Consider the following 26,683-nt stretch of genomic DNA (forward strand, 5'->3'; position numbering starts at 1 on the left):
GAGGCGACCACACCGTCCGTAATTGATGATCTGACCAGAAAGCGCTATGAAGCGGCCGGTTTCGGACGCCCCGTAGGCCTGGGCAGGCGTCCCGGTCTGATGATCATTGACGTGCAGTACCGCACCGTGGGCACCGAGCCCCGGCCGTTCGACGAAGCGCTGCAGGAGTTCACCACCAGCTGCGGCGAAGAGGGCTGGGCCGCGGTGCCGCAGATCCAGCAGCTGCTGGAGCTGTTCCGGGCCAAGGACTGGCCGGTCTTCTACCCGCACGTGGCCCCGAAACAGAGCTACGACCAGGGCGCCCTGGGCGCCAAAGTTCCTGGCATCATGAACATCCCGGCCAAGGGCTACGAGTTCGTCGCCGAGGTGGCGCCGCGCGAGGGCGACGTGCTGCTGCCCAAGCGCCACCCCAGCGCGTTCTTCGGCACTCCGCTGGCCAGCTACCTGGTCCAGTCCGGGATCGACAGCCTGGTGGTCACCGGCTGCACCACCTCGGGCTGCGTGCGCGGCAGCGTGGTGGATGCGTTCTCGCTGAACTACAAGGTCGCCGTGCCCAGCGACGCGGTGTACGACCGCAGCCCGATCGTCCACGAGGTCAACCTCTTCGACATGGGCCAGAAGTACGCCGATGTCTGCACCACCAGCGAGCTGATCACCAAGCTGGAGGCGCTGTGAGCTACTGGGCCGCCTTCGGCGAGCTCCCCGAAAGGGAAGTGCTGCCGGGCAACTTCCGCACCGCGGTGGCCGGCCGGGAGATGAGCATCAACCAGATCCGCTGGGTGCACCCGAGCGTGCTGCCCGAGCACGACCACCCGGACAACGAGCAGGCGATGGTGGTCACCAGCGGCCGGATCTCGTTCACCGTGGCCGGTGAGGAGACGGTGCTGGAAACCGGTTCCGTGGTGATCATCCCGCGCGGTGTCCGGCACTCGGGCCGGAGCATCGAGGGTGAGGCCACCTTCGTGGAGATCTTCGCCCCCGGCCGGGTGGAGAACCTGCTCGGCTTCCTGGCCGGCCCGACCATGCCTGACCCTGAGGAGAACTGATGGCCCTGCAGCAGGTCAGCGAGCACGTGCACGTCGAGATCGCGAATCTCGGCAGCAACAACTCGATCATCGTCGGTGCCCGGGGCCTGGCCCTGGTCGACACCCCGCACCGGCCCACCGACGCGATCGCCTGGCGCCAGGTGGCGGACGGCTTCGGCCAGACCCGTTACGTGGTCAACACCGACCATCACCCCGACCACACCATCGGCAACTACTGGATGGGCGGTGAGGTGGTCTCGCACCGCGGCACCCGCGAGCGGCTGACCGTGGACGCCCCCACCGACCAGTACCTGGCCGACCTGATGGCCCGGATCGACCCGGACGCGCTGCCGCTGATGGCGCAGTACCAGGTCCGCCGGCCGGAGGTGGTTTTCGACTCGAAGCTCGAACTGCACCTGGACGACGTGCACCTGGAACTGACCTTCCAGCCCGGGCACACGTCCAACAGCCTGATCGCCTACCTGCCCCAGGACGGGGTGGTGTTCACCGGCGACATCGTCTGCGAGGCGGGTCTGCCCTCGTTCCAGGACTCCCGGCTGTGGAACTGGTTCGACGCGATCGACGCGGTGGCCGCCTACGACTTCCAGGTTCTGATCCCCGGGCACGGCGAAGTAGCCGACCGTGCCGTCCTCGAGCAGTACCGCTCCCAGGGCCGTGAAGTGGTCGGCGACGTCGCCGCCGCGATCAAGGCCGGCCACAGCCAGGAGCAGGCCTGTGACGAGATCCGGTTCCCCGACAACATCCACGTCGACACCGAGGACTACGTCGGCTACCCCGACGACCTCATCGAGATGTTCCAGCGACGCTCGATCTCCCGCATCTACGAAGACCTCCTCGAGCGTCCCGACCTGGCCTCCCGCTAGGCCGCTCCCGCACCACAGTCCCGAAACAGCTCTCTGCCCGGAGTTTTCTGCACACATCGGAGTGTCACCATGCGCATCAACAAGGCAGCTCTGGCCGTCGTCACCGCGGCCGCCCTCTCCCTCACCGCCTGCGGCGGAGGCAGCAGCGACGCCGGATCGACCGGCGGCGGCGACTCCGCCGACGGCCAGGCCAAGGTGGAGGCGGCGCAGAAGATCATCGACGCCGCCAAGGCCGTTCCGGCGACCAACGACCTCGGCGCCCCGATCGACGTCAGCGCGCTCAAGGGCAAGACGATCTACTCGATCCCGATCGACAGCAAGGCCGAGTTCTACACCGCCGGTGAGAAGGCGATGAAGGAGGTCGCGGCCGAGGCCGGGGTCAACTTCGTGACCTTCCCGTCGGACGGCAGCCAGACCTCCTACCAGCAGGGCATCGCCCAGGCGATCAACGCCAAGGCCGGCGCCATCCTGCTGAACGGCCCGCTGCCGACCACCCTGGGCCCGCAGATCGACGCCGCCAACAAGGCCGGGGTGCCGGTGATCCCGCTGCACCTGACCGACAAGGGCGACCCGTCCGCCGAGGGCGTGGAGTACGAGGCGTTCGCCCCGTTCAACGAGGCCGCCGAGCTGATGACGCTGAACGCGGTGGTCGGGGCCAAGGGCGAGCCGGTGCACGCCCTGGTGATCCAGTCCTCCGAGACCGGCCCGGCCAAGGGCATGGTCGACACGGTGGCGAACACCCTGAAGGAGAGCGCTCCTTCGGGCTCGAAGTCCACGGTGATCAACGTGGCCGTGCCGCAGTGGTCGCAGCAGATCCAGAGCCAGGTGCAGTCGGCCCTGCTGAAGGACCCGAAGATCAACGCGGTGCTGCCGATCTACGACTCGATGGCGCTGTACGCGGCCCCCGGCATCAAGCAGGCGGCCTCCAACCGTGAGGTGCCGATCTACACGTTCAACGGCACCCCCTCGATCCTGTCCATGGTCAAGGACGGCACGGTGGCGATGGACGTGGCCGAGAACCCGGACTGGGTGGCCTACGTCAACATCGACACCGCCTACCGGGCGATGCTGAAGGCCGACCCGATCGAGGCCGCCTCCGGCCCGGTGCGGGTGATCGACTCCACCAACGTGGACGAGACCGGCAACCCGCCGGCCAGCGGCAAGGGCTTCGGCGACGAGTACAAGAGCGCGTACCTCGAGCTGTGGGGACTTTCCTGATCATGACTCAAGCGGTGAACACCGCCGGCGACAGCGGGGCGGCGACGCTCGCCCCGCTGTTGCGGGTCAAGGGGCTGAAGAAGTCGTTCAACGGGGTGCCCGCCCTGCACGGCGTCGACATCGACGTCCGGCCGGGTGAGGTGCACGGGCTGCTCGGTGCCAACGGCAGCGGCAAGTCCACCCTGATCAAGATCCTGGCCGGTTTCCACGACGCCGACGGCGGCACGGTGACCGCCCACGGCAACGAGGTGAGCAGCCCGTTCGGACCGCGCGGGCTGCGTGACCAGGGCCTGGGTTTCGTGCACCAGGACCTCGGGCTGGCGCTGAGCAACACCGTGCTGGAGCACATGGCGCTGGACCGTGAGGGCACCTCTCAGGGCTGGGCCCGGGTGGACTGGAAGGCCGAGCGGGCCCGGGTGCAGGAGCTGCTGGACCGGTTCGAGATCGACGTGGATCCCTCGGCCACGATCGACATGCTCACCCCGGTGCAGCGGGCGATGGTCGCGGTGATCCGCGCCGTCGGTTCCCAGGAGCGCACCTCCAAGGACCGCAGCCCGGGCCAGATCCTGATTCTGGACGAACCGACCGTGTTCCTGCCCCGGCACGAGGTCGGCCTGCTGTTCAACGTGCTGCACCGGCTGCGCGACCGGGGCGACGCGGTGCTGCTGGTCTCGCACGACCTGGACGAGATCCTCGAGGTGACGAACCGGGTCACGGTGTTCCGCAACGGCCGCACAGCCGGCACCCGCTCCACGGAGGGCGCCACCCGGGACGACCTGGTGCAGCTGATCCTCGGCGCCCGCGACGAGCACGTGGCCAAGGGGAAGGCGGTGATCCGGGACGACAAGCCCCCGCTGCTGGCCGCCCGCAAGATCCGCGGAACCCGGGTGCAGGACCTGGATCTGGACCTGTTCTCCGGCGAGGTGGTGGGCATCACCGGTCTGGCCGGCTCCGGTTTCGAGGAGCTGCCCGACCTGCTGTTCGGCTCCAAGGCCCTGGTCTCCGGATCGCTGGAGCACGGTGGTCAGGCGGTCCGCAAGCCCTCCCCGGTGAAGTCGATGGACGCCGGCGTGGTGCTGATCCCGGCCGACCGCAAGAGCCAGGGCGGTGCGCTGGAACTGTCGGTGCTGGAGAACATGTCGGTGCCCTTCCTGGCCAAACAGGCCAAGGGCTGGCGGGTTCCGTGGGGCGCGCTGGGCAAGCAGGCGCAGGACACCTGCCACCGGCTGAACGTGGTGCCGCCCAACCCCCAGGCGATGTTCGGCCACCTCTCCGGCGGTAACCAGCAGAAGGCCCTGCTGGGCAAGTGGATGGACACCCAGCCGCTGGTGATGCTGCTGAACGAGCCCACTCAGGGCGTCGACATCGGCGCCCGGCGGGAGATCTTCAAGCTGATCCGGGCCGCGGTCGCCCAGGGCATGGCGGTGCTGTGCGCCACCTCGGACTACGAGCAACTGGTGGAGATGGCCGACCGGGTCCTGGTCGTGGACGAGGGCCGGATCCGGGCCGAACTGACCGGCGACGACATCACGAAGGACGCGCTGGCGTCCGCCGTTTACGCGGAAGAGGCATCATGAGCACCACCGAGAAGGCGCCGCCGGCCACCCGTGCGGTAGCGAAGAAGCCCGCCGAGCCGGAACGTTTCGCCCTGCTGGGTGTCTGGGCCGTGCTGATCGTGGCGTTCTGCGTGATCGTCCCGGAAACGTTCCCGACCACCGCGAACATCTCCAACATGCTCGGCTCGCAGGTCACCCTGCTGATCCTGGCGCTGGCCCTGCTGGTGCCGCTGCGGGCCGGTGACTACGACCTGTCGGTGGCCAGCACGCTGAACCTGTCCACCGTCGTGGTGGCAGTGTTGAACGTGAATCACGGCTTCAACATCTGGCTCTCGGTGCTGCTGGCGATCGGCGCCGGCGCGCTGGTCGGCGTGGTCAACGGCACCATCGTGACCAAGTTCGCGATCGACCCGTTCATCGTCACCCTGGGCATCGGCACCGTGGTGCAGGGCCTGATCTACTACCTGTCCGACTCGATGACGATCAGCGGGATCGACCGCAAGCTGTCCGACGTGGTGCTGACCCAGCCGTTCCTTTCCATCCCGATCGGCTTCTACTACGCCCTGGCCCTGTGTTTCGGGGTCTGGTACGTGTTCGACCACACCGCCTTCGGCCAGCGCCTGCTGTTCGTCGGGCAGAGCCGCGACGTGGCCCGGCTCAACGGGGTCAACGTCAACGGCCTGCGCTTCACCTCGCTGGTGATCTCCGGTGCCCTGGCCGGTCTGGCCGGTGCGGTCTACGCCGGCACCACGGCCAGTGCCGACCCGGTCTCCGGCGCGGCCTTCCTGCTGCCCGCCTTCGCCGCCTGCTTCCTCGGCTCGACCGTGCTGAAGATCGGCCGGTTCAACCCCTGGGGCACCCTGATCGCCGTCTACTTCCTGGTCACCGGCATCACCGGCCTGCAGCTGATGGGCGCCCAGCAGTACGTGCAGCAGCTGTTCTACGGCGGTGCCCTGGTGATCGCCGTCATCCTCTCGAAACTCGTCCGAGCCCGCGGTGAGCGCAAGCGCCGCGCCCAGATCGCCGCCTGAGTCCTGGCAGAAGGAGCCGTAAAGATGCGTATCCGCGGAGCAGTCATCCACGAGGTCGGCAAGCAGTGGCAGGTCCAGGACCTGGAGCTGGGTGAGCCCGGCCCGGAGGAGATCCGGGTCAAGGTGATGGCCTCGGGCCTGTGCCACTCCGACGACCACTTCGTCACCGGTGACATCCCGGTCACCCTGCCGATGGTCGGCGGCCACGAGGGCGCCGGCATCGTCGAGGCGGTCGGCGAGAAGGTCACCCGGGTCAAGGTCGGCGACCACATCGCCACCCTGTTCATCCCGGCCTGCGGGCGCTGCAAGTACTGCGCCACCGGCCGTTCGTACATCTGCGACAACGGCGCCGGGATGGAGCACGGCCGCTCGCTCGACGGCACCGCCAACTTCTTCGATCTGGACGGCAACGAGATCGGCGGCGTCACCCGGCTCGGCACCTTCGCGAACTACCTGATCTGCCACGAGAACCAGGCCGTGAAGCTGCCCGAGGACATCCCGTTCGAGCTGGCCTGCCTGGCCTCCTGCGGGGTGGCCACCGGCTGGGGCGCCGCGGTCAACGGCGGCCCGGTCCGCCCGGGTGACGTGGTGCTGGTGGTCGGCCTGGGCGGCGTGGGCGCGAATGCCGTGCAGGGCGCCAAGCACGCCGGAGCCGACCACATCATCGTGGTCGACCCCAGCCCGTACAAGCAGGAACGGGCGGCCGACTTCGGCGCCACCGCGGCCTTCGGCTCGCTGGAGGAGGCCTCGGAGCGGATCGCCCACCTGACCAACGGCCAGGGTGTGGACGTCGGCATCGTCACCGTCGGCCGGGTGGACGGCGACATCATCGGCCAGGTCTTCGAGAAGGTCGGCAAGGCCGGGCGTCTGGTGCTGGTCTCGGTCGGCTCGTACGAGAAGCAGCTGACCATCAGCCCGCAGGACCTGACCAACTTCGCCAAGTCGATCCAGGGCGTGATGTACGGCAACTGCAACCCGGTGGTCGACATCCCGCGCCTGCTGAACATGTACAAGAACGGCACGCTCAAGCTCGAGGAGCTGGTCACCCGGCGCTACCGGCTCGACGAGATCAACGACGCGGTCGCGGACATGCACGCCAGCCGCAACATTCGCGGCGTCGTGATCCACGAGCACTGAAAAGCTTTCGTACCAGAGGACGCCCGCCGCGGCGGGCGTCCTCGGCCCACCATCAGCGAGGAGCACTTTTCGATGAGCGAGATCGAGTTCACCCGCCTGCACATCGGCGGCGAGTGGGTCGACGCCCTCGACGGCGCCGAGTTCGAGACGATCAACCCGGCCACCGGTGAGGTGATCACCAAGGTCGCCGAGGCGAAGGCGGCCGACGTGGACCGCGCGGTCAAGGCCGCTCGCGAGGCGTTCGAGAACGGCCCGTGGTCGAGGATGAAGCCCAAGGAGCGCGCCGCCGCGATCTGGCGCCTGGGCGATCTGCTGGTCGCCGACCAGGACGAGATGGGCCGGATCGAGACCCTGGACCAGGGAAAGCCCTACAGCGCGGCCCGTAACGGCGACGTGCCCACCGCGGCCGGCCTCTTCCACTACATGTCCGGCTACGCCACCAAGATCGAGGGCGAGACCATCCCGATCTCGGCCCCCGGCGAGTACCACACCTTCACCCGCCGCGAGGCGCTCGGCGTGGTCGGCCTGATCGTGCCCTGGAACTTCCCGCTGACCATCGCGGCCTGGAAGGTCGCCCCGGCCCTGGCCGCCGGTAACACCATCGTCCTGAAGCCCGCCGAGGCAACGCCTTTGAGCGCACTGCGGCTGGCTCACCTGGCGCTGGAAGCCGGTATCCCGCCCGGCGTGATCAATGTGGTGCCGGGCTTCGGTTCCACCGCGGGCGCCGCGATCGCCGCGCACCCGGGCATCGACAAGGTCTCGTTCACCGGCTCCACCGCCACCGGCCGCCGCATCCTCGAAGGGGCCGGCGGCAACCTCAAGCGGGTCACCCTGGAACTGGGCGGCAAGAGCGCCAACATCATCTTCCCGAGCGCCGACATCGAGGCCGCGATCGCCGGTTCCACCAGCGGCATCTTCTACAACGCCGGTCAGGCCTGCGCGGCCGGCTCGCGGCTGTACGTGCACGAGGACGTCTACGACCAGGTGATCGCCGGGCTCAAGGCCGGCGCCGAGAAGATCGTGGTGGGCGACGGTTTCGACCCGGCCAGCGAGATCGGCCCGGTGGCCAGCAAGGAGCACTTCGAGCGGGTCAGCTCCTACCTGGAGATCGGCAAGGCCGAGGGCACCGTGGTCACCGGCGGCGGCCGGGTCGGCGACAAGGGCTACTTCATCCAGCCCACGGTGATCTCCGACCTCGCCGAGGACGCCCGGGTGATCAAGGAGGAGATCTTCGGACCGGTGGTGGTGGTCACCCGGTTCAAGGACGAGGACGACGTGATCCGCCAGGCCAACGACACCCGCTACGGCCTGGCCGCCGGGGTCTGGACCGGCAACGTGGCCCAGGCCCACCGGGTGGCGAACAAGCTGCAGGCCGGGACGGTGTGGGTGAACACCTACGGGATCTTCGACCCGAGCATGCCGTTCGGCGGCATGAAGGAGTCCGGCTGGGGCCGGGAGATGGGTCACGAGGTGCTGCACGACTACACCGACGTCAAGACGGTGTGCATCAACATCGCCGACTGAGATGTCCGGCGACCAAGGGGCCTTCGCCGGGGTGGTGCCGATCGACCGGAGCAACCTCACGCTGGCCGACCAGGTGGAGGCCCGGCTGCGCGAGCAGATCGTGCAGGGGCACCTGCCGCCCGGGTCCCGGCTGAGCGAGGGCGAGATCGCCCAGTCGCTCGGTACCAGCCGGGGCCCGGTGCGGGAGGCGCTGCGGCGGCTTTCGCACCACGGCCTGGTGACCCAGGAACCGCACCGCGGCGCCTTCGTCCGCTCGCTCGACCTGGCCGAGGTGCGTGAGCTTTTCGAGGTCCGGATCGCCCTGGAGAGCGAGGCGGCCACGCTGGCCGCCGCGCGCCTGGAGCGCTCCGGCGCCGAGCAGCTGCTGCAGCTGCAGGAGCAGGCCGACCGGGAGGTCGGCGAGCAGCAGCCGAGCCCGGTGTTCGACCGGCACGACCTGCACGTGCTGATCGTCCAGCTGGCCGGCAACCAACGGCTCGCCCAGGCGGTGAGCCAGATCAACGTGGAGCTGCGGCTGGCCCGTTCCCGCTCCGGCGCGACCGGCCTGCGGGCCCGGCACGCCACCGCGGAGCACCGCCGGCTGATCGAGCACCTGGCCGCCGGGGACAGCGCCGGCGCGGCCCTGGCGATGCGTGAGCACCTCACCGCGTCCCTGCAGAACACGATCGCGCTCCTCTACCGCGGCAATGCCCAGGAGACCTGAATGAGCAGAACTATTTTCGAGCCGTGGCCGCTCGGCCGGATCACCCTGGCCAACCGGGTGGTGATGGCCCCGATGACCCGCAACCGGGCCGACGTGGCCGGGGTCCTGCCCGCCTCCGCGATCACCTACTACGAGCAGCGGGCCGGAGCCGGGCTGATCGTCAGCGAGGCCACCCAGCCCAGCGCGGCCGGGCAGGGCTACCCGGGCACGCCCGGGATTCACGACGACGCGCAGCAGGCGGTCTGGGCCAAGGTCGCCGAGGCCGTGCACGCCCAGGGCGGGCGGATCTTCTGCCAGCTGATGCACACCGGCCGGATCGGGCACGAGAGCCTGTTGCCGCCGGGCGGCCAGGTGGTCGGCCCGAGCGCGATCCGCGCCGACCTCGAGGTGGCGACCGCCGACGGGCAGATGGTTCCGTGCCCGATGCCGGTCGAGATGACCACTGCGGTGATCAAGCAGACCATCCAGGACTTCGCAGACGCCGCGGAACGGGCCGTCGCCGCCGGGATGGACGGTGTGGAGATCCACGGCGCCAACGGATACCTGCCGCACCAGTTCCTCTCCCCCGGAACCAACCAGCGCAGCGACGAGTACGGCGGATCCCCCGAGAACCGCGCCCGTTTCGTGGTCGAGCTCGCCACCGCGATCGCCGAGCGGATCGGCGCCGACCGGGTGGGTCTGCGGATCTCGCCCGGCGGCCAGTTCAACGACATGGCCGACAAGGGCAACGACGACACCTACGTGGCCCTGATCCAGGCGCTCGCCCCGCTGAAGCTGGTCTACCTGCACACCCTGCGCCGCCGTTCCTCGGCTCTGCACGAGCACCTGCGCGAGCTGTGGCCGACCACCTACGTGATGAACACCGGCTACCTGGGCAGCAGCGAGATGGACGATCTGGAGCCGATTCTCGCCGAGGGCCAGGCCGACCTGGTCAGCGTCGGGCGGCTGTTCATCTCCAACCCCGACCTGCTGCAGCGCTGGCGCAACGACCACCCGCGGGCCACCTGGGACGAGGACACGTTCTACACCGGTGGCGACAAGGGCTACATCGACTACCCCGTTTCGCAGAATTCGAAGGAGAAGCAGCGATGACCGAACCATTTGAGGGCCGCGTCGTGGTGGTCACCGGGGCCGCCTCCGGGATCGGCACCGCCACCGTCGAGGTGTTCCGCCGGCAGGGCGCCACCGTGGTCGGCTGGGACATCGCCGGCACCCCCGAGGCCGGCCCGGTCGACCTCACCGACCCGGCCGCCGTGAAGGCCGCCGCGGCCCGGGTCAAGGAGCAGCACGGACGGGTTGACGCGCTGGTCAACTGCGCCGGGGTGATCACCGAGAACATCCAGGCCGACCAGGTCGACCCGGCCGACTTCCAGAAGTGCTTCAGCGTCAACGTGGTCGGCACCCTGAACGCCAGCCAGGCGCTGTACCCGGCGCTGGCCGAGGGCAAGGGCGCAATCGTGAACGTGGCCTCGCAGGCCGCCCTGGTCTGCCTGCCCAGCCAGTCGGCCTACTCCGCGTCCAAGGGCGCGGTGGCCGCGCTGACCCGCTCGCTGGCGATCGACTGGGCCTCGGCCGGGGTCCGGGTCAACGCCGTGTGCCCGGGCTTCACCCTGACCCCGATGGCCAAGCAGCAGATGACCCCGGAGCTGGACGCCGCGGTCTCCCGCCGGGTGCCGCTGGGCCGGATGTTCGAGCCGGACGAGATCGGCAACGTGATCGCCTTCCTGGCCTCGCCCGGTGCCTCCGCGGTGACCGGCGTGGTGATGGCGGTCGACGGTGGCTGGACCGCCGGTGAGCCCGCGCTGCCGATGGGAGGCGAGAAGTGACCGTCGCCTACGTGACCGGCGCCAGTTCCGGCATCGGTAAGGGCGCCGCGGTGCGCCTGGCCCAGGACGGCGCGAAGGTGGTGCTGCTCGGCCGTAACGAGAAGCGGCTGGCCGAGGCCGTGGCCGAGTGCGGGCCGCAGGCCGCCTACGCCGCGTTCGACGCTGCCGACCCGGCCGAGGTGAACAGCCACCTGCCGGCGCTGATCGAGCAGCACGGCAACCCGGACGTGGTGGTGCACGCCGCCGGGATCACCGTGGTGGGTGCGCTGGACCAGCTCACCCCGCAGGAGTGGCACCAGCAGATGGACGCCAACCTGAACAGCATCTACTACCTGAACAAGCACCTGTGGCCGGCGATGGCGCTCAACGGTGGATCGATCGTCCTGGTCGCCTCCACCGCCTCGTTCGCCGCCTTCCCGCAGGACGCGGCCTACGTCGCCTCCAAGGGCGCGGTGCTGGCGCTGACCAAGGCGATGGCCCTGGACGGTGCGGCGCAGGGGATCCGGGTGAACGCGGTCTGCCCGGGCTTCATCCTGACGCCCAACCTTCAGGGGTATTTCGACGCCCAGGCCGATCCGGCGGCGGCAGCCGGAGGTGCGGCCGCCGCGGCACCTCTGAACCGGATGGGCACGCCCGAGGACGTGGCCGGGGCGGTGGCGTTCTTCGCCTCGCCCGACTCGTCCTTCGTCACCGGCACCTCGATCCTGGTCGACGGCGGGCTGATGGCTCGCGTGCCGGGCTGAGCCAAGACTGTCGGACCCGGCTGGTAGAAAAGCTTTACGGCAACGCGGGAGGGAAAATGGCAACAGAGAACGATGTTGACGTGGTGATCGTCGGTGCGGGCGGCGGTGGGCTGGTGGCCGCTCTCGCGGCGGCCGACCGCGGCGCCTCCGTGGTGGTGCTGGAGAAGCTGAACGAGGCCGGCGGCAACACCGGCCTGTCGACCGGCTCGATCCCGGGCGGCGGCTCGGCCCAGCAGAAGGCCGCCGGGGTGAACGACGACCCGGAGCGGATGTTCACCGACCTGATGCGCCAGAGCGGCCCGCACGAGGCCGAGCACCTCACCCGCCGGCTGGCCGAGACCTCGGGCGCGCTGGTCGACTGGCTGGTGGACAAGCACCACGTCCGACTCAAGCTGATCCTCGACTACAAGCACGTCGGGCACTCGGTCAACCGGCTGCACGCCCCGGCCTCCCGCCGGGGTGGAGACCTGGTCGCCGACCTCCTGGCCGCCTGCGAGAAGGCCGGTGTCGACGTGATTCTCGGCAACCCGGTGGCCGGGCTGATCGTCGAGGACGGCGTGGTGCGCGGCGTCAAGGTCGAGGGCGAGCGGATCGAGCCGTACGAACTGCGCGCCGGGGCGGTGATCCTGGCCGCCAACGGCTTCGCGGCCAACCGCGACCTGGTCACCAGGTGGGCGCCGGAACTGGCCTCGCTGGAGTATTTCGGCGCGCACGGCTCCACCGGCGAGGCGATCGAATGGGGTCTGCAGGTCGGCGGGCACCTGAAAAATGCCGCTGCCTTCCAGGGCTACGCCGCGGTCGCGTACCCGCACGGCAGCATCCTGTCCTGGACCACGGTCGAGAAGGGCGGCGTGCTGATCGATTCCACCGGGTCCCGGATGGGCGACGAGATCGTCGGCTACTCCGGCTTCACCACCGAGGTCACCGGCGGCCAGCAGCCGATCTGGGCGCTGTACGACACCCGGATCCGCGACATCACCCTCCGCGAGGACGAGTACCGCGAGCTGGTCGAGATGGGCGGCGCCAAGGAGTGCGCCGACGATCAGGAGGTCGCTCAGGTCACCGGAGTTCCGCTCGACGCCCTGCGCGACACGCTGGAGCAGTACGCCAGCGCCAGCCGGGGAGATCGCCCGGATCAGCACGGCCGCACCGACTTCGGCGCCGAGCCGCTGCGCCCGCCGTACGTGGTCTCGCGGGTCACGCCCGGCCTGTTCCACACCCAGGGCGGCCTGGATGTCGATACCGAAGGACGCGTGTTGCGCGGCGACGGCTCCGAGGTTCCGGGGCTGTTCGCGGTGGGTGGCGTCGCGGCCGGTGTCAGTGGCCAGACCGGAGGGCGCGGGTACTCGTCGGGGAACGGCCTGCTCACCGCGGTGGGTCTCGGGCAACTGGCGGGAGACGCGGCGGCCGACTTCGTGGGTAGCGGAGACTGATCCGATGGTAGACGAAACTGTCTGGCAGGCCTGGCGCTCGGCCCTCATCGAGCGTCTGGACCGGCTGGCCGGAGGTCTGCCCGACGACGTGCGGCGCAAGGCCTCGCTGGTGCTGGTGGACGATCTGGCCGCGATGGTGGCCGGGCATGAGCACAGCGAGGTCGCCGCCTTCACCGGAGCTCTCCGGGGCACGGGAAGCAACGGTGAGGCAACGGTTCTCGACGGCTCGCGGGCCGCCCGGGACCGGGCGGCGGCGGCCAATGCGGTCGCCGCCGGCTGGGACGAGCTCGACGAGGGCTACCGCCCGGCCACCTGCCACGGCGGGCTCTACGCGATCCCGGCCGCCCTGGCGGAGGCCGAGGCTAACCAGGCCGGTCTGGACGAGCTGCTCACGGCCGTGGTCGCCGGGTACGAGGTGGCCACCGCCGTGGCCCGGCTGTTCCCGGCACCCCGGCCGCTGGTGCTGCACCCGCACGCCACGCTCTCGCCGATCGGCGCCGCCGCAGCCGTGGCCTGGCTGCGCACCCGTTCCGGATCCGGCGTACTCGCCGCTGCCGACGTTGCCGCCACCACCTCGATGTCCGGCCCGTTCCGCCACGCCACCGCCGGTGCTCAGGTACGTAACCTCTGGGCCGCCTCCGGGGCCATGTCCGGGTTCCTCGCCGTCGACGCCACCCACGCCGGGCTCACCGCCGACGAGTCCACCCTGCTCGACGTGTTCGCCAACGGCTACGACTACCCGCTCAACGAGGCCGAACTCACCGCCCGGCCGGAGCAGTTCGCGATCCTTGACGGCTACCACAAGCTCTACGCCACCTGCCAGTACGCGCACTCGGCCCTCGAGGCCGCCCGCGACCTGGCCACCGCCGGCGGCTGGGACGCGTCCCAGATCTCGCAGGTAACCGTGGCCACCCACCCTCTGGCCATGCCGCTCGACTCCACCGCTCCGGCCACCGCTCTGGGTGGCAAGTTCTCGCTGCCGCACGTGGTCGCCGCCGTGCTGGCCACCGGCCGGGACGACGCCGAGGTGTTCTCCGGGCGCCGCCTGAACGATCCAGCGGTTGCAGCCCTGCGCCCCAAGATCAGCCTGGTGCCCTACGAACCGCTCCCCGAAGCTCCGCACGACCGGCCGGCCCGCGTCGAGGTGTCGTTCCTGAACGGAACCAGCCGCAGCGCAACCTGTCTGAGCGCGATCGGCGGCCCCGACCGTCCGTTGTCGGAGGCTCAGGTGCTCGCCAAGGCCGGCGACCTGACCGCCGAAGCCGCCCCACGTTTCGCTGCCGTGGCCACCGCCCTGGTCGGCGGCGAGCTGGACGCAACCCGCCCCTGGGCGGACGTTCTCCACGATCTGATCGCCAAGGAGCACTGAATGACCTCGCTGTCCCAGCGGCTCGCCGACGCAGCGGTGAGCGCGGCCGCCGACATCCCCGCCGAGGTCGACCGCTCTGCCCGCCTGCACCTGCTCGACAGCCTGGCCGTCGGCAGCCTCGGCGCGGCCCGAGGACCGGTGCGAGGCCTGCGCAGCCTGCCGAAGGGCGAGACCGGCAAGGCCACCGTGATCGGCTCCTCGGCCAGCGCCAGTGCACCCGAAGCCGCGCTGCTGAACGGCTCTTTCATTCATTCGCTGGAGTACGACGACACCCACGTGGCCTCGGTCATGCACGGCAGCGCCACCCTCACGCCCGCAGCGCTCGCAGCCGCCGAGACCGCCGAGGTGGGTGGCGCGCGGATGATCGCCGCCTACGCCGTCGGCTGGGAGGTACTGATCCGGATGGGCCTGGCCAGCCCGGGAACGCTTCAGGCGCAAGGCTTTCAGACCACTTCCGCGGCCGGCCCGTTCGCGGCCGCCCTGGTCTCGGTCCTGGTGCAGGGCGACACCGAGCACGCCGTCAATGCGCTGGGCATTGCCGGTAGCCAGCCCGGGGGCACGTTCGCGTTCCTGGCCGGCGGCGACACGGTCAAGGCGGCCCAGCCGGGGTGGGCCGCTCACAGCGGGCTCTGGGCAGCCGACCTGGCCCGGCACGGCGTGACCGGCCCGAGTGGGGTGCTCGACGGCGACTACGGCTTCTACCGTCTGTACGCCGACGACGAGCGGGCTCCGCAACGGCTCGGCGCCGAACTCGACTCCCTCGGTCACACCTGGCACCTGCCCGATGCCGCGTTCAAGCTGGTGCCCTGCTGCCACTTCATCCACCCCTACGTCGAGGCCGTCCAGCAGTTGACGGCCCAGGGCCTGACCTGGGAAAACGTGGCTTCGTGGCGGGTCAGGGTGGCGCCCGGGGCGGCGCCGGTGATCGCCGAGCCGTGGAGCACCCGGCAGTTGCCGGCCAAGGCGCACGACGTGCGGTGGAGCCTGCCCTACGTGATGGCCGCCCAGTTGGTGGACGGCACGGTGGGCCTGGATCTGTTCGAGGCGCCGATCGGTGGGGCGAGGGCAGACCTGGCTGCCCGAATGACCTGCGAACCCTGGGCGGACAGCGGATTTCCGGCTCGTTTCCCGGCCTGGGTGGAGGTCAGCACCACCGACGGCCGGCAGTTACAGGCCGAGGTGAACGACGTGCTCGGTGGCGCCGGCCGCCCGGTGCCGGAAGAATCGGTACTCGCCAAGACCCGCACCTGCCTGGCCGAAGCCGGCCTGCCCAGTTCGGCGATCGAACTCATAGTGACGATGGTGCTCGACGAGAAGGACTTCGACCCGGCCGCCCTGGGGGGCCTGCTGCGTCTGCGGCGCTGAATCCGAACCGTCACCGGCAGGCGACCATCCGTTTCACACAGGTAACACACAGCCACCTCCTAGAACACGATCGGGTCTCCTTGGTCGCTTTTGCGTGGTTATGACACAGTCGTCATCTTGACACTCCCGTAGCCAGGCATGACTGTTCCGCTTAGCAGAACGACAAGCGTCATGCGCAACAGCAGAAAGCACCTTGGTGCATTTGGAGGAGCCGTCGTCCCGGGCGGCTCACTGACTGTGAGGGAGGCCGTCGCCGATGGCCAAGACACCGGATAAACAAGACAGGCAAGAGACCGAACCGCCCTACGAGCCCAGTTCGCTGCACGAATCCAGCAAGAGCACGCATCTGCCCACCGACAAGGTGGTCTTCGGGGTGTCGGCCGCACTGGTCGTCGCCTTCATCATCTGGGGCGTCGCGGCCACCGACTCGCTGAGCGAGACCGCCTCCACCGTGCTGGGCAAGGTGATCGAGGGCGGCGGCTGGGCCTTCGTCCTCACCGCCAGCGCCTTCGTGGTCTTCGCGCTGTGGCTGGCGTTCAGCCGCTACGGCAAGATCCCGCTCGGCCAGGACGAGGAGCAGCCCGAGTTCAAGGCGATCTCCTGGATCGCGATGATGTTCAGCGCAGGCATGGGCATCGGCCTGATGTTCTACGGTGTGGGCGAACCGCTTTCGCACTACATGACGCCGCCGCCCGGGACCGCTGAGGCCGAGACCCCGGCCGCTCTCGAGACGGCGATGTCCACCACGCTTTTCCACTGGACGCTGCACCCGTGGGCGATCTACGCGGTGGTCGGCCTGGCGATCGCCTACGGCACCTTCCGTAAGGGCCGGCCGCAGCTGATCAGCTCGGCGTTCATCCCGCTGTTCGGGCGCAAGCGGGCCGAGGGGGCTTTCGGCCGTGCGGTCGACATCCTGGCCATCTTCGCAACGCTTTTCGGCTCGGCCGCCTCGCTCGGCCTGGGCGCGCTGCAGATCGGGGCCGGCCTCACCGAGGGCGGTTTCATGAACTCGGTCGGCACCTCGCTGCTGGTGGTCATCATCGTGGTGCTGACCATCGCGTTCATCGCCTCGGCGGTGTCCGGGGTGTCCAAGGGCATCCAGGCCCTCTCGAACATCAACATGGTGCTGGCCGGGGTGCTGGCCCTGGTGGTGTTCGTCGGCGGGCCGACCATCCTGATCCTCGACCTGCTGCCGACGATGATCGGTGACTACTTCGCCAACCTCTCCGAGATGGCGGCCCGGACCGCGGCCACCGGCGGCGACGCCACTGCCGCGTGGCTGTCCGGCTGGACCATCTTCTACTGGGCGTGGTGGATCTCCTGGACGCCCTTCGTCGGCATGTTCATCGCCCGGATCAGCCGGGGCCGCACGATCCGCCAGTTCGTGGCCGGCGTCATGCTGATCCCGAGCACGGTCAGCCTGATCTGGTTCGCGATCTTCGGCGGGGCCGCCATCCAGGCCCAGCGCAACGGCAGCGACCTGGCCGACCGGGCGATCGAGGGCCAGCTCTTCGGCCTGCTCGACACCCTGCCGCTGGGCGCGGTGCTCGGCGTGATCGCGATGCTCCTGGTGGCGATCTTCTTCGTCTCCGGCGCCGACGCGGCCTCGATCGTGATGGGCACGCTCAGCCAGCGCGGCACGATCCACCCCTCCCGCGGTGTGGTGGTGTTCTGGGGCGCGGTGATGGGCGCGATCGCGGCGATCATGCTCCTGGTGGGAGACGGCGGCGGCGATGCGCTGTCCGGCATCCAGAACATCACGATCATCATGGCCCTGCCGTTCATGCTGGTCATGGTCCTGATGTGCGTGGCCCTGGTGAAGGATCTGCGGCACGACCCGCTGATCCGCCGGGACATCCGGGCGATCGAGGCGATCGAGGCCGCGGTCGACTTCGGCCGGGAGAACTACGGCGACGACTTCTTCATGCCGGTCAAGCCGGTGGACGACGCCGACCAGGTGGGCCGTGAGGTCCCCAACGGGAACGGCAACAGCAACGGCACCAAACCCGAGGCCGCCGAGAAGGCGGCCAAGGCCGAGAGCTGATCTGATCCCACAACGGCTCCCGGGTCCTCGGACCCGGGAGCCGTTCTCAGATCATCTCGGGATCGCCCAGCGTTACCGCGAGGAGAGGTACGAGGTGACGAACGTCAGCATCACGGCCACGACCGCGGTGTTCAGCACGAACGAGAGGATGCCGTGCCGTAGGACGTGGCGCCGGATCCCGCGGCGGGTCACCGTGACGTCGGTGGCCCCGAAGCTGGTGCCGATCCCGAAGGCGAAGTAGGCGAAGTCCCCGATGTCCGGCTCCTGGTCACCGGGGAAGTCCAGACCGCCCGCGTGCACGTACTCCTCGATGTAGATCGACAGGTAGCCCAGGTGGGTGACGATCCACGAGGTGACCACGCCCACCAGGCACACGCCGATCACCACCTCCTGCGAGAACGGCTTCTCGTCGGCCTGCGGCAGCACCCACAAGGTCGCCGCCATGGCCATCAGCGAGGCCGACTCGGTGAGGTCCTTCGGTGAGAGACCCATCTGCTCGCCCAGCCGCTTACGCCGCCGCGAGCGCTCGACCACCAGGCGCAGCTCCTGCGGTGAGCGATTGTGCAGGGCCAGCCAGCTCAGACCCAGGAAGGCGATGGCGAAGGCGTCCCAGCCGGCCAGCGTCTTCAGCACGATGTCGCCGGACATCAGCGACGACACCACGACCGTGGGGATCAGGCTCAGCAACGCCCGATACGTCTCCACATGCCACCACTTGGCCCGCCACTGCCCAGCCACCCGCATCCTCCCGCCTCCGAGCCCAACCGCACCAATCGTCCCCTGATTGCTGGTTTGTGCACTCCCATCACCAGAAGGTGAAGCTGGGCTTGCCGGGGAGCTCGGTGGTGTAGGCGGCGCGGTACTGCTTGAGGTAGGGGGCGGGCTTGCCCTTGGTGGCGACGTCGTCGGACGGGTCGTCCAGCTGCAGTTCCAGGGCGGCGGCGCTGACGTCCACGTTCTGGCCGGTCGGGCTGGCCAGCCAGTCGGCCGAGGTCGGGATACCGGGCTGCACGGTGCCGATCTGGACCGCGAGCTGGTGCCCCTTCTTCAGAACCCAGTCGGTGGAACGCATCTCGAACGCCGCCTTGCCCTCGCGCAGCTGCGAGACCTGCTCGTCGAACATCACGGCCTGGCCGTCGGGCGCCACGTCGTAGAGCTTCACGTGCACATTGGCATCGCGGCCGGCCTCCAGCGAGACCCGGGGCGTTCCGGTGATCCGGGTGTCCCGTTGCACCGGCTGCGAGTGCCTGACGAAAGTTGCCTTGGCCGCGTCGGCCGACTCCATCCCGTCGTCCAGGTACGAGCCTGAGCCCAGGGCCACCGAAGACGCAGCATCCGCAGTGGGCCAGGCCTTCATGCCGCGCCACTGGCCGTTGCTGTCCTGCACCGCGAACGCCGGGTATTCGGTGGCCGGCTCGACGCCCTTGAGATGCTCGTCGTAGAAGGCGAAAAGCTCCTTGAACCAGCCGCCCCGGCCCATCTTGAGATCGCCGTTCTCGAACCGGTCGTTGCCGCGCACGTGGTCCCACGGCCCGAGCCAGCCACGCTCCGGGCCCTCGTGGTTGTCCAGGAACTGCTGCATGCCCTCGGCTTCGGTGTTCCATTCGGTGAAGCCCTGGGTGACGAACAGCGGGGTGTTCGTGCCCGCCGCCTTCTCGGCCAGGTCCCGGTCCTTCCAGAACTGCGAATCATGGCCGGCGATCTGGTACTGGCCGAGCTGCGTCAGGCTGCACTCGGGGTTTCTGGTTTCCCAGGCGGCATTTTCGCGGTAGCGCTCGGTGTCGTCGGGCATCTGCGGCGAGTTCGCGATCGTCGAATACTGGTTGGCAACCGACGAGATGGTCGCCCTGGGTACGCCGTCGGAGCGGAAGTTGCGGTACGGCTCCCACAACGGCTCCATCGCCACCACGGCCTTCAGCGCCTCGTGGTCCAGGTTGCTGCCGATCAGCGCGGTGCTGGCGTCGTAGGATTTTCCGTACATCGCCACGGCCCCGCTCGACCAGGACTGCTTGGCCGCCCAGTCCACCGCGGCCTTCACATCGGCCTGCTCCCCCGGGCCGAACAGGTCGTGGCAGCCGGTGGAGCCGCCGAAGCCCCGCGAATCCACCATCACCAGGGCGTAACCCCGCTCCAGCAGTTTGCCCTCGTTGATCAGGTCGTTGAAACGGGCCGAGGGGCCGGTCTTCTTGAAGCCCTCCACGCCCATCTGACCGGAATGACCGAAGTACGGGCCGACCGCCAGCACCACCGGAACCTTCTGGCCCGGCTTCAGTTTCTCCGGGAGAAGGACATCCGCGTGCAGTTCTACGCCGCCGGTCGAGGGAAAGTAGCGCTCGGTCCAGGCGGCACCTTTGGGCACCCGCTGGTTCTGCGCGTGCGTCACCGGGTCCTTCACCGAGGCCGCGCTCGCTGCGCCGGCCGGGACCGTCGCGGTGACGAAACAGGCCGCCACCACGGGCGAGAGAGCGAAGACGGCCTTGCGGTTGCTCTTCACGGGATTCTCCTCCAGGGCTGTTTGCCGACCGGAACACAGAACACCGTGACGCTGGGGCACACTCCACTCGAGATCCTCGGCAGCCGATGTGAACTGGGTCACTCCCCCGTGGGCGATTGTCCATGCTTTTCTTTCACGGTAAAAATAAACCTGCCGAACGACGTCCATCCGCAACGGAGCCAGCTGTGCCGAACCAGCCGAGCAACACCCGTCCCCCAATCCATTTCCGGGCCGCCGGGGTGAGTCTGGTGATCGATCTGGAAGGGCCGGTCCCGACCGTCCTGCACTGGGGCGCCGACCTGGGCGAACTCAACGGGGACGGGCTCCGGGCGCTGGCCCTGAGCACTCCCACCGAGATCACCAACAACGGCCCCGACCTGCCGCGCCGGCTCACGCTGCTGCCTTCCGAGCGGGACATGTGGACGGGCACGCCCGCCGTCGCTGGTCACCTGGGCGGGCGGCGCACCTCGCCGCGGCCGGTGATGAAGGACGCGGGGGCGCAGGTCACGCACTCCGATGACTTGGGCAGCACGCTCGAAGCCGAACTGGCCGACGAGATCACCGGCCTCGAGTACACCCTGCTGGTCCGGCTTACCCCGCAGGGCCTGGTGCAGGTACGCCACCGGGTCCGCCGCCCCGCCGACGACCAGGACGCGGAGCAGCCGTACGACCTGTCCGCCGTCACTGCGCTGATGCCGCTGCCGCCGCGCGCCACCGAGATCCTCGACTTCACCGGCCGCTGGGCCCGCGAGCGCCAGCCGCAGCGTCTGCCCGTGGTCGATGGCTCGCATCACCGGCACGTCCGCCGCGGTAAGCCGGGCCCGGACTCGCCGTACCTGACCCTGGTCGGCACCGCATCGTTCGCCAACCGCTCGGGTGAGGTCTGGGGCTACCACCTGGCCTGGAGCGGCGAGAGCCACTGGCGGGTCGAGCGCCTCCCTGAGGGCTCGGGGGGCTCCACGTCGGTGATCGGTGGCGGCGAAGCACTACGCCCGGGCGAGGTCCGGCTGCTTCCTGGCGAGGAGTACGTCTCCCCCGACGCGTTCTTCGCTTGGTCCGGTCAAGGCATCGACGGCGTCTCCGACCGATTCCACGCGTACCTGCGGGCGCGTTCGTCGCACCCGGTCCGGCCCCGCCCGGTCATCGTCAACACCTGGGAGGCGGTCTATTTCGACCACACCCTGGACCGGCTGAAGGCTCTGGTGGACAAGGCCGCCGAGGTCGGTGCCGAGCGTTTCGTGCTGGACGACGGCTGGTTCCTGGGCCGCCGCAACGACACCACCAGCCTGGGCGACTGGCAGGTCGACCCCCAGGTCTGGCCCGACGGCCTGTCGCCGCTGGCCGACCACGTCCGGGCCCGGGGCCTGGAGTTCGGCCTGTGGTTCGAGCCGGAGATGATCAGCCTCGACTCCGAGACCGCCCGCAAGCACCCGGAGTGGATCCTGGCGCCTTCGCAGGGCGAGGGTGCGCCGATGCGTCAGCAGTACGTCATCGACCTCACCAACCCCGAGGCCTTCGCCTACCTGCTGGAGGAGATCAGCGCCGCGGTGGCCGCGTTCGGCGTGGCCTACATCAAGTGGGACCACAACCGTGAGCTGCAGGAAGCGGTCTCGCGCGGGCGCGGTGACGTGGTCGCCGTCTCGGCCCAGACGCACGCCAACTACGCCCTGATGGATGCGCTGCGCGAGCGTCACCCCGGCCTGGAGATCGAGTCCTGCTCCTCCGGCGGCGGCCGTGTCGACCTGGGCATCATGGCCCGCACCGATCGGGTCTGGGCCTCCGACTGCATCGACCCGGTCGAGCGGATCATGACCGACCGCTGGACCATCGCCCTGCTCCCGCCGGAACTGGTCGGCGTGCACGTCGGCTCCTCCCCCGCCCACACCACCAGCCGGGAGACCGACACCACCCTGCGCTTCGCCGGCGCCCTGTTCGGCCACGCCGGTGTGGAGTGGGACCTGACCAGCCGCAACGACGAAGAGCTGGCCGCCCTGAAGGCGTTCATCGACTTCCACAAGAGCGTGCGCCCGATGATCGCCCGGGGCCGCGTGGTCAACGCCGACGTCGCCGACGAGGCCACCACCCTGCGCGGCGTGGTCGACACCGACGCCGCTCGGGCCGTCTACATCTGGGCCCGCACGGTCACCTCCGCCGCCACCCTCTCCGGCCAGGTGCAGTTCCCCGGCCTGGACCCGGCCCGCAGCTACACCGTGCGCATCGTCAGCGAGTTCGGCCTGCCCTCGTTCTCCGGCCGGATCCACTCGGCCTGGCTGCAGCAGGCCATCGACGGTGAGCTCGTGCTGCCCGGCTCGGTACTGGCCACCGTCGGCCTGCCGATGCCCACCCTGGCCGCGCAGCAGGCGCTGGTGCTGGAGCTCACCGCTCGCTGAGCTTGAGGGGATGCCCCGGCCCAGGGGCATCCCCGTTCACCTGATGAACTCGATCAACCTCACCCTGCGCACCCCGCTCTACCGCGGCGCTGTCCTCGCCCTGCTCCTGTCCGGGATCGGCTTCTCCGCCGCGACCCCATTCATCTCGCTGTTCCTGGTCGAGGAACTGAACGCCTCGCTGCGCACCGCCGGCCTGTTCGCCCTCACCAACGTCACCGCGCCGATCGCCGGTTACCTGGTCGGGGTGCGCTCCGACCGCAGTGGCGACCGCCTGGGTCTGTTCCGGATCTGCGCGCTCGTCGGATTCCTCGGCTGGGCGAGCATCGCGATCTCCACCCAGCTCTGGGTTCCCGTCGTGATCAGCACGCTGGTCCTGGCTTTCGCCGGGGCCGCGACCGCCCAGTTGTTCGCCGCGATCCACGACGAACCGGCGCCCGGCGTCGACGGGGTGGTCGCGGTGGCCCGGATGGCGCTGGTCGGCGGCTGGGTGATCGGCCCGGTGCTCGGCTCGCTGCTGACGGCCGTGACCAGTCTGCGGTTCATGTTCTTCGCCACCGCGCTGTGCCTGCTGGCCCAGATGCTGCCGCTCGGCCGGCTTCGGACCCGGGCCCGTTCGTCGGAACACGAGCACGACCGGCGCGCCCCGGGTCTGCGCGAGATGCGGCCGCTGCTGGTCTTCACCTTTCTGACCGTGCTCCTCTACGCCTGCGACACGGTCAAGTTCGCCTACCTGCCGATCCATCTGGACCGTGACCTGGGACTGCCCTCGGGAGTCAGCGGCGCGATCATCGGCACCCAGCCCGCCTTCGAACTGCTGTTCATCCCGTTGGCGATGGCCCTGGCTCACCGCGCCGGGGCCCGGTGGCTGCTCGTCCTCGGCGGTGTCCTCGCGATCGCCGGCAACGTCTGCTTCGCCTTCAGCACCACCGCCGTGGGCCTGTTCGCCGGGCAGGCCCTGATCGGCGGACTGTGGGGTATCTTCGGGGGCCTCGGCATTCTCGTGGCTCAGCGACTGCTGCCGTCCGCGGTCGCGACCGCCTCGGCCGTCTTCATGAGCGCCGAACCGCTCAGCGCGGCCGTCGGCGGTCTGGCCGGTGGCCTGACCGTGGAGCCGCTCGGGATACCTCAGATCTTCCTGGTCCCGGCAGCGCTGTCGGTGGTGGCCACGATCGGTCTGCTGATGATGGGCCCTCGACCTGCGCTGGGACCACTGCGTTCGGCCGCAGCCGATCACCGGGCTTGATCGAGCGGTGCTCAGCGTTGTGAGCGGGCCACGGCGATCAGGATGCGGGCGCCACGGCGGGCCAGGCGCCAGCCGGCCTGGGCGACCAGGGTTCCCACCGTGCCGGCCACCGTGCCGGTGACGAAGGTGGTCATGGCCACTCGCTCGAAGGTGAAGCCGAGGGCGGCGTCGGGCCAGGAGACGACGCTGACGTTGGTGATCGAGGCCCGGGGCAGGTCGGACTCGTCGTAGTCGGCGGAGGGCTCGGTGACCAGGCGGGCGGTGAGCAGGTGCTCCCCCGCGGCGCCGTCGGCCAGCACCACGTAGCGGCCGGAGCGGGGTACCGGGAACCGGGCCTGGGCCACGTAGACCGGCACCGCGTCCAGGTCCAGGTGCACCTGCTCGGTGCCGTTGCCGCCGGTCATCTCCACGTCGAACTCGATCAGGCCGTCGCCGGGCACGATCCGCAGCACCTGGGCGGCGGCCGGCGAGCGGGCGCTCAGATGCATCTCGGCGCTGGTGATCCGGCTGGGCCGGGTGATCATCGGGACCTTGCGCCGGGCGCCGAACAGGCGGGGCAGGTCGGTGCGGCGGCGCAGGACGAGGGGACGCTTGCGGCGGCGCGAATGGTACGAGGAGGAAAGGCCTTTGACGTCGGCGCCCTGCAGCGGGGACCAGCCGAAGCCGACGCCGCGGTGGGCCTCCCGCACCGACAGGGCGTACCAGTCCACGGCGTAGAGATGGGCACCGGAGATGGCCTCGACGAAGGTGGGCTTGAGGGCCAGGCCGCCGTACAGCGACACGTCGACCACGTCGGACAGGCCGGGTTTGCGGCGGTAGGGGCGGCCGAACACCGAGGCGTAGGAGTCGACGAACGGGTGCTCGTCGTCCCGGCCGGGCTTGATCCGGGGTAGCACGACGTCGATCAGGTTGGCGGCGCCACTCAGCCGGCTGATCCCGTTCTCCGGCGCGTCCAGCAGCGTGACCTGGTGCGGGCGACGGCCCAAGGCGGCCGAGGCGTGCACCGCCACCGCACTGCCGTGACTGTGCCCGATCAGGTGGAGCCGGGTTTCCGGGGCCGACATCGACTGCTGCAGGGCCATCGCGAGCCGGCGTCCGTTGATCTGGGTCGCCTGCCGGGAGCGATAGGCCAGCATGACGTCCAGGTCCGTCGCCGATTCGTCGATCCAGGAGTAATAGAGGACGTCGTGGTCGCCGCCGATCGCGGTCAGCGCCTCCAGCAGATGAGCGTGGTACGAGTGCAGCGAGCGCCCCAACGGGTCCACCAGCCGGGGGTCCCAGGCGGGCAGGGCGGGTACCAGATCACCGATCGCGTGCATGCGTTCCAGCAGGCGCAGGCCCGGTTGCCAGCCGTGGATGAACACATGGACGTTCGGGGCGGTGATACTGCCGGGTTCGACCGGGTGGAAGCGGGCACCGTCAAAACGGCTCAGGCGCCGCAGGGGATTGTCCCAGGCGCCGGTGACACCGAAGTAACGTGCTCTCACAACCGTCCATCTTGGCACTGTTTCCTACCCGGGACGGTCGGCCTCCCGTTGCGAGGCTCACAGACCGGCCGACCGTCACCGGGTTCGTCCGGGTGCCTCGCAGTCCGGTGCCGGCCTGATCACCGGGACTGCGACGAGCTACTGGTTCAGGTGCGGGCCGAGCAGGCTGAGGTCGGCCGGGGAAAGGCGCTCGCTCGCGGTGGCGGCCTGGTGCCAGTGCGGGTAGCGCAGCGGCACCGCGCTGACCTTGTCCAGACGCGAGCGCTCCTCGTCGGTGAGCACCAGGTCGGCCGCGGCCAGGTTGTCCCTCAGCTGCTCCTCGGTGCGGGCGCCGATCACCACCGAGGACACGCCCGGCCGGCCGAGCAGCCAGGCCAGCGCCACCTGAGCGGCCGAGACACCGTGTGCCTCACCGGTTTCCACCAGCACGTCGACAATGTCGTAGAGCTTGCCCTCGTCGTGCACCGGGGGCTCGTTCCAGTCGGTCAGGTGCCGGGAGCCCTCGGGGGCGGTGACGTCGCGGCGGTACTTGCCCGACAGCAGACCTCCGGCCAGCGGGCTCCAGACCAGGATGCCGAGTTCCTGGTCGAGGGTGAGCGGCACCAGTTCGTCCTCGGCGTCGCGGGCCTGCAGGGTGTAGTGGATCTGCTGGGACACGTACCGCTGGTAGCCGTGCGCGTCGGCCACCGCCAGCGCCTTCATCAGCTGCCAGCCGCTGTGGTTGGAGGCCCCGACGTAGCGGATCTTGCCCGAGCGGACCAGGGTGTCCAGCGCCTCGAGGGTCTCCTCCAGCGGGGTCTGGCCGTCCCACTCGTGGATCTGGAACAGGTCGATGTAGTCGGTCCGCAGGCGCTTGAGGCTGCGCTCGACCGAGCGGATCAGGTGATGCCGGGAGGCCCCGCCGTCGTTCGGGCCGTCCCCGGTGACCATCCGGGCCTTGGTGGCCAGCAGTACGTCCTCCCGCCGGCCCGCCAGCACCTCGCCGGTGATCTCCTCGCTGAGCCCGTCCGAGTAGATGTCCGCGGTGTCGACCAGGTTCACCCCGGCCTCCAGGGCCAGATCGATCTGGCGCTTGGCCAGCGCGACGTCGGTCTGGCCGACCGACGCGAACCCGCCCTTCCCGCCGAACGTCATCGTCCCCATGGTCAGCGTCGAGACCCGCAGGCCCGAGCGTCCAAGTCGTCGGTATTCCATGCCCCGACGCTACCCCG

Annotated in this window: 22 protein-coding genes; 18 read left to right on the top strand and 4 right to left on the bottom strand. The window is 69.7% G+C overall.

Annotation, left to right across the window (positions count from 1 at the left end; genetic code table 11):
- Positions 1 to 99: 99 nt before the first annotated feature.
- The 16 genes from LR394_RS35655 (at position 100) to LR394_RS35730 (ending at position 17,858) form a co-directional block, all read left to right on the top strand.
- Entirely contained in the window at positions 100 to 675 is a 576-nt protein-coding gene (locus tag LR394_RS35655; protein ID WP_231449100.1) for an isochorismatase family protein, read from the top strand.
- Positions 672 to 1,046 (top strand): cupin domain-containing protein, encoded by a 375-nt coding sequence (locus LR394_RS35660; RefSeq protein WP_231449101.1) that lies wholly within the window; start codon positions 672 to 674, stop codon positions 1,044 to 1,046. Before LR394_RS35655 ends, LR394_RS35660 begins: the two co-directional genes overlap by 4 nt.
- A complete protein-coding gene (locus tag LR394_RS35665; RefSeq protein WP_231449102.1) occupies positions 1,046 to 1,909 on the top strand; it encodes an MBL fold metallo-hydrolase in 864 nt (287 codons plus the stop codon). The genes LR394_RS35660 and LR394_RS35665 overlap by 1 nt, the downstream gene beginning before the upstream one ends.
- Before the next feature lie 69 nt (positions 1,910 to 1,978).
- On the top strand, positions 1,979 to 3,127 hold the full coding sequence (locus LR394_RS35670) for a sugar ABC transporter substrate-binding protein (protein ID WP_231449103.1): 1,149 nt from the start codon (positions 1,979 to 1,981) through the stop codon (positions 3,125 to 3,127).
- 2 nt (positions 3,128 to 3,129) lie between these two features.
- Positions 3,130 to 4,704 (top strand): sugar ABC transporter ATP-binding protein, encoded by a 1,575-nt coding sequence (locus tag LR394_RS35675; RefSeq protein ID WP_231449104.1) that lies wholly within the window; start codon positions 3,130 to 3,132, stop codon positions 4,702 to 4,704.
- Entirely contained in the window at positions 4,701 to 5,714 is a 1,014-nt protein-coding gene (locus LR394_RS35680; RefSeq protein ID WP_231449105.1) for an ABC transporter permease, read from the top strand. Before LR394_RS35675 ends, LR394_RS35680 begins: the two co-directional genes overlap by 4 nt.
- Positions 5,715 to 5,738: 24 nt before the next feature.
- Positions 5,739 to 6,851 carry a Zn-dependent alcohol dehydrogenase gene (locus tag LR394_RS35685; RefSeq protein WP_231449106.1) on the top strand — a complete coding sequence of 371 codons (1,113 nt, stop codon included), beginning with the start codon at positions 5,739 to 5,741 and terminating at the stop codon, positions 6,849 to 6,851.
- A 72-nt stretch (positions 6,852 to 6,923) separates the two neighbouring features.
- Entirely contained in the window at positions 6,924 to 8,375 is a 1,452-nt protein-coding gene (locus tag LR394_RS35690) for an aldehyde dehydrogenase family protein (protein ID WP_231449107.1), read from the top strand.
- Between the two features lies 1 nt (position 8,376).
- Positions 8,377 to 9,078, top strand: coding sequence for a GntR family transcriptional regulator (locus tag LR394_RS35695; RefSeq protein WP_231449108.1), 702 nt, complete (start codon positions 8,377 to 8,379; stop codon positions 9,076 to 9,078).
- Positions 9,079 to 10,170, top strand: a complete 1,092-nt coding sequence (locus LR394_RS35700; RefSeq protein ID WP_231449109.1) for an alkene reductase — start codon at positions 9,079 to 9,081, stop codon at positions 10,168 to 10,170. It abuts the gene before it with no gap.
- Positions 10,167 to 10,904, top strand: a complete 738-nt coding sequence (locus LR394_RS35705; protein WP_231449110.1) for an SDR family NAD(P)-dependent oxidoreductase — start codon at positions 10,167 to 10,169, stop codon at positions 10,902 to 10,904. The genes LR394_RS35700 and LR394_RS35705 overlap by 4 nt, the downstream gene beginning before the upstream one ends.
- Positions 10,901 to 11,647 carry an SDR family NAD(P)-dependent oxidoreductase gene (locus LR394_RS35710; protein WP_231449111.1) on the top strand — a complete coding sequence of 249 codons (747 nt, stop codon included), beginning with the start codon at positions 10,901 to 10,903 and terminating at the stop codon, positions 11,645 to 11,647. Before LR394_RS35705 ends, LR394_RS35710 begins: the two co-directional genes overlap by 4 nt.
- 56 nt (positions 11,648 to 11,703) lie before the next feature.
- Positions 11,704 to 13,080, top strand: coding sequence for an FAD-dependent oxidoreductase (locus tag LR394_RS35715; protein WP_231449112.1), 1,377 nt, complete (start codon positions 11,704 to 11,706; stop codon positions 13,078 to 13,080).
- Between the two features lie 4 nt (positions 13,081 to 13,084).
- Entirely contained in the window at positions 13,085 to 14,449 is a 1,365-nt protein-coding gene (locus tag LR394_RS35720; RefSeq protein ID WP_231449113.1) for an MmgE/PrpD family protein, read from the top strand.
- A complete protein-coding gene (locus LR394_RS35725; RefSeq protein WP_231449114.1) occupies positions 14,450 to 15,814 on the top strand; it encodes an MmgE/PrpD family protein in 1,365 nt (454 codons plus the stop codon).
- A gap of 256 nt (positions 15,815 to 16,070) precedes the next feature.
- Entirely contained in the window at positions 16,071 to 17,858 is a 1,788-nt protein-coding gene (locus LR394_RS35730) for a BCCT family transporter (protein WP_231449115.1), read from the top strand.
- Between the two features lie 72 nt (positions 17,859 to 17,930).
- Here the strand turns inward: LR394_RS35730 and LR394_RS35735 are convergent, their stop codons facing one another.
- On the bottom strand, positions 17,931 to 18,596 hold the full coding sequence (locus LR394_RS35735; RefSeq protein WP_231449116.1) for a DUF1345 domain-containing protein: 666 nt from the start codon (positions 18,594 to 18,596) through the stop codon (positions 17,931 to 17,933).
- Positions 18,597 to 18,663: 67 nt separating this feature from the next.
- Complete coding sequence (locus LR394_RS35740; protein WP_231449117.1) at positions 18,664 to 20,352, bottom strand: CocE/NonD family hydrolase; 1,689 nt, start codon at positions 20,350 to 20,352, stop codon at positions 18,664 to 18,666.
- Positions 20,353 to 20,537: 185 nt separating this feature from the next.
- Here LR394_RS35740 and LR394_RS35745 point away from each other — a divergent pair, with 185 nt between their 5' ends.
- Together LR394_RS35745 and LR394_RS35750 are read left to right on the top strand one after the other, a co-directional pair.
- Positions 20,538 to 22,742: an alpha-galactosidase gene (locus LR394_RS35745; protein WP_231449118.1), complete on the top strand. Its 2,205-nt coding sequence runs from the start codon at positions 20,538 to 20,540 to the stop codon at positions 22,740 to 22,742.
- A 10-nt stretch (positions 22,743 to 22,752) separates the two neighbouring features.
- Positions 22,753 to 23,985: an MFS transporter gene (locus tag LR394_RS35750; protein ID WP_231449119.1), complete on the top strand. Its 1,233-nt coding sequence runs from the start codon at positions 22,753 to 22,755 to the stop codon at positions 23,983 to 23,985.
- Positions 23,986 to 23,996: 11 nt separating this feature from the next.
- Here the strand turns inward: LR394_RS35750 and LR394_RS35755 are convergent, their stop codons facing one another.
- Together LR394_RS35755 and LR394_RS35760 are read right to left on the bottom strand one after the other, a co-directional pair.
- The gene (locus LR394_RS35755; RefSeq protein ID WP_231449120.1) at positions 23,997 to 25,472 is read right to left on the bottom strand and encodes a hypothetical protein; all 1,476 of its coding nucleotides are present in this window, start codon (positions 25,470 to 25,472) and stop codon (positions 23,997 to 23,999) included.
- 138 nt (positions 25,473 to 25,610) lie between these two features.
- Positions 25,611 to 26,666: an aldo/keto reductase gene (locus LR394_RS35760; RefSeq protein ID WP_231449121.1), complete on the bottom strand. Its 1,056-nt coding sequence runs from the start codon at positions 26,664 to 26,666 to the stop codon at positions 25,611 to 25,613.
- Positions 26,667 to 26,683 lie beyond the last annotated feature (17 nt).

Origin of the sequence: Kineosporia babensis, assembly GCF_021129305.1 — a bacterium.
Lineage (GTDB): Bacteria > Actinomycetota > Actinomycetes > Actinomycetales > Kineosporiaceae > Kineosporia > Kineosporia babensis.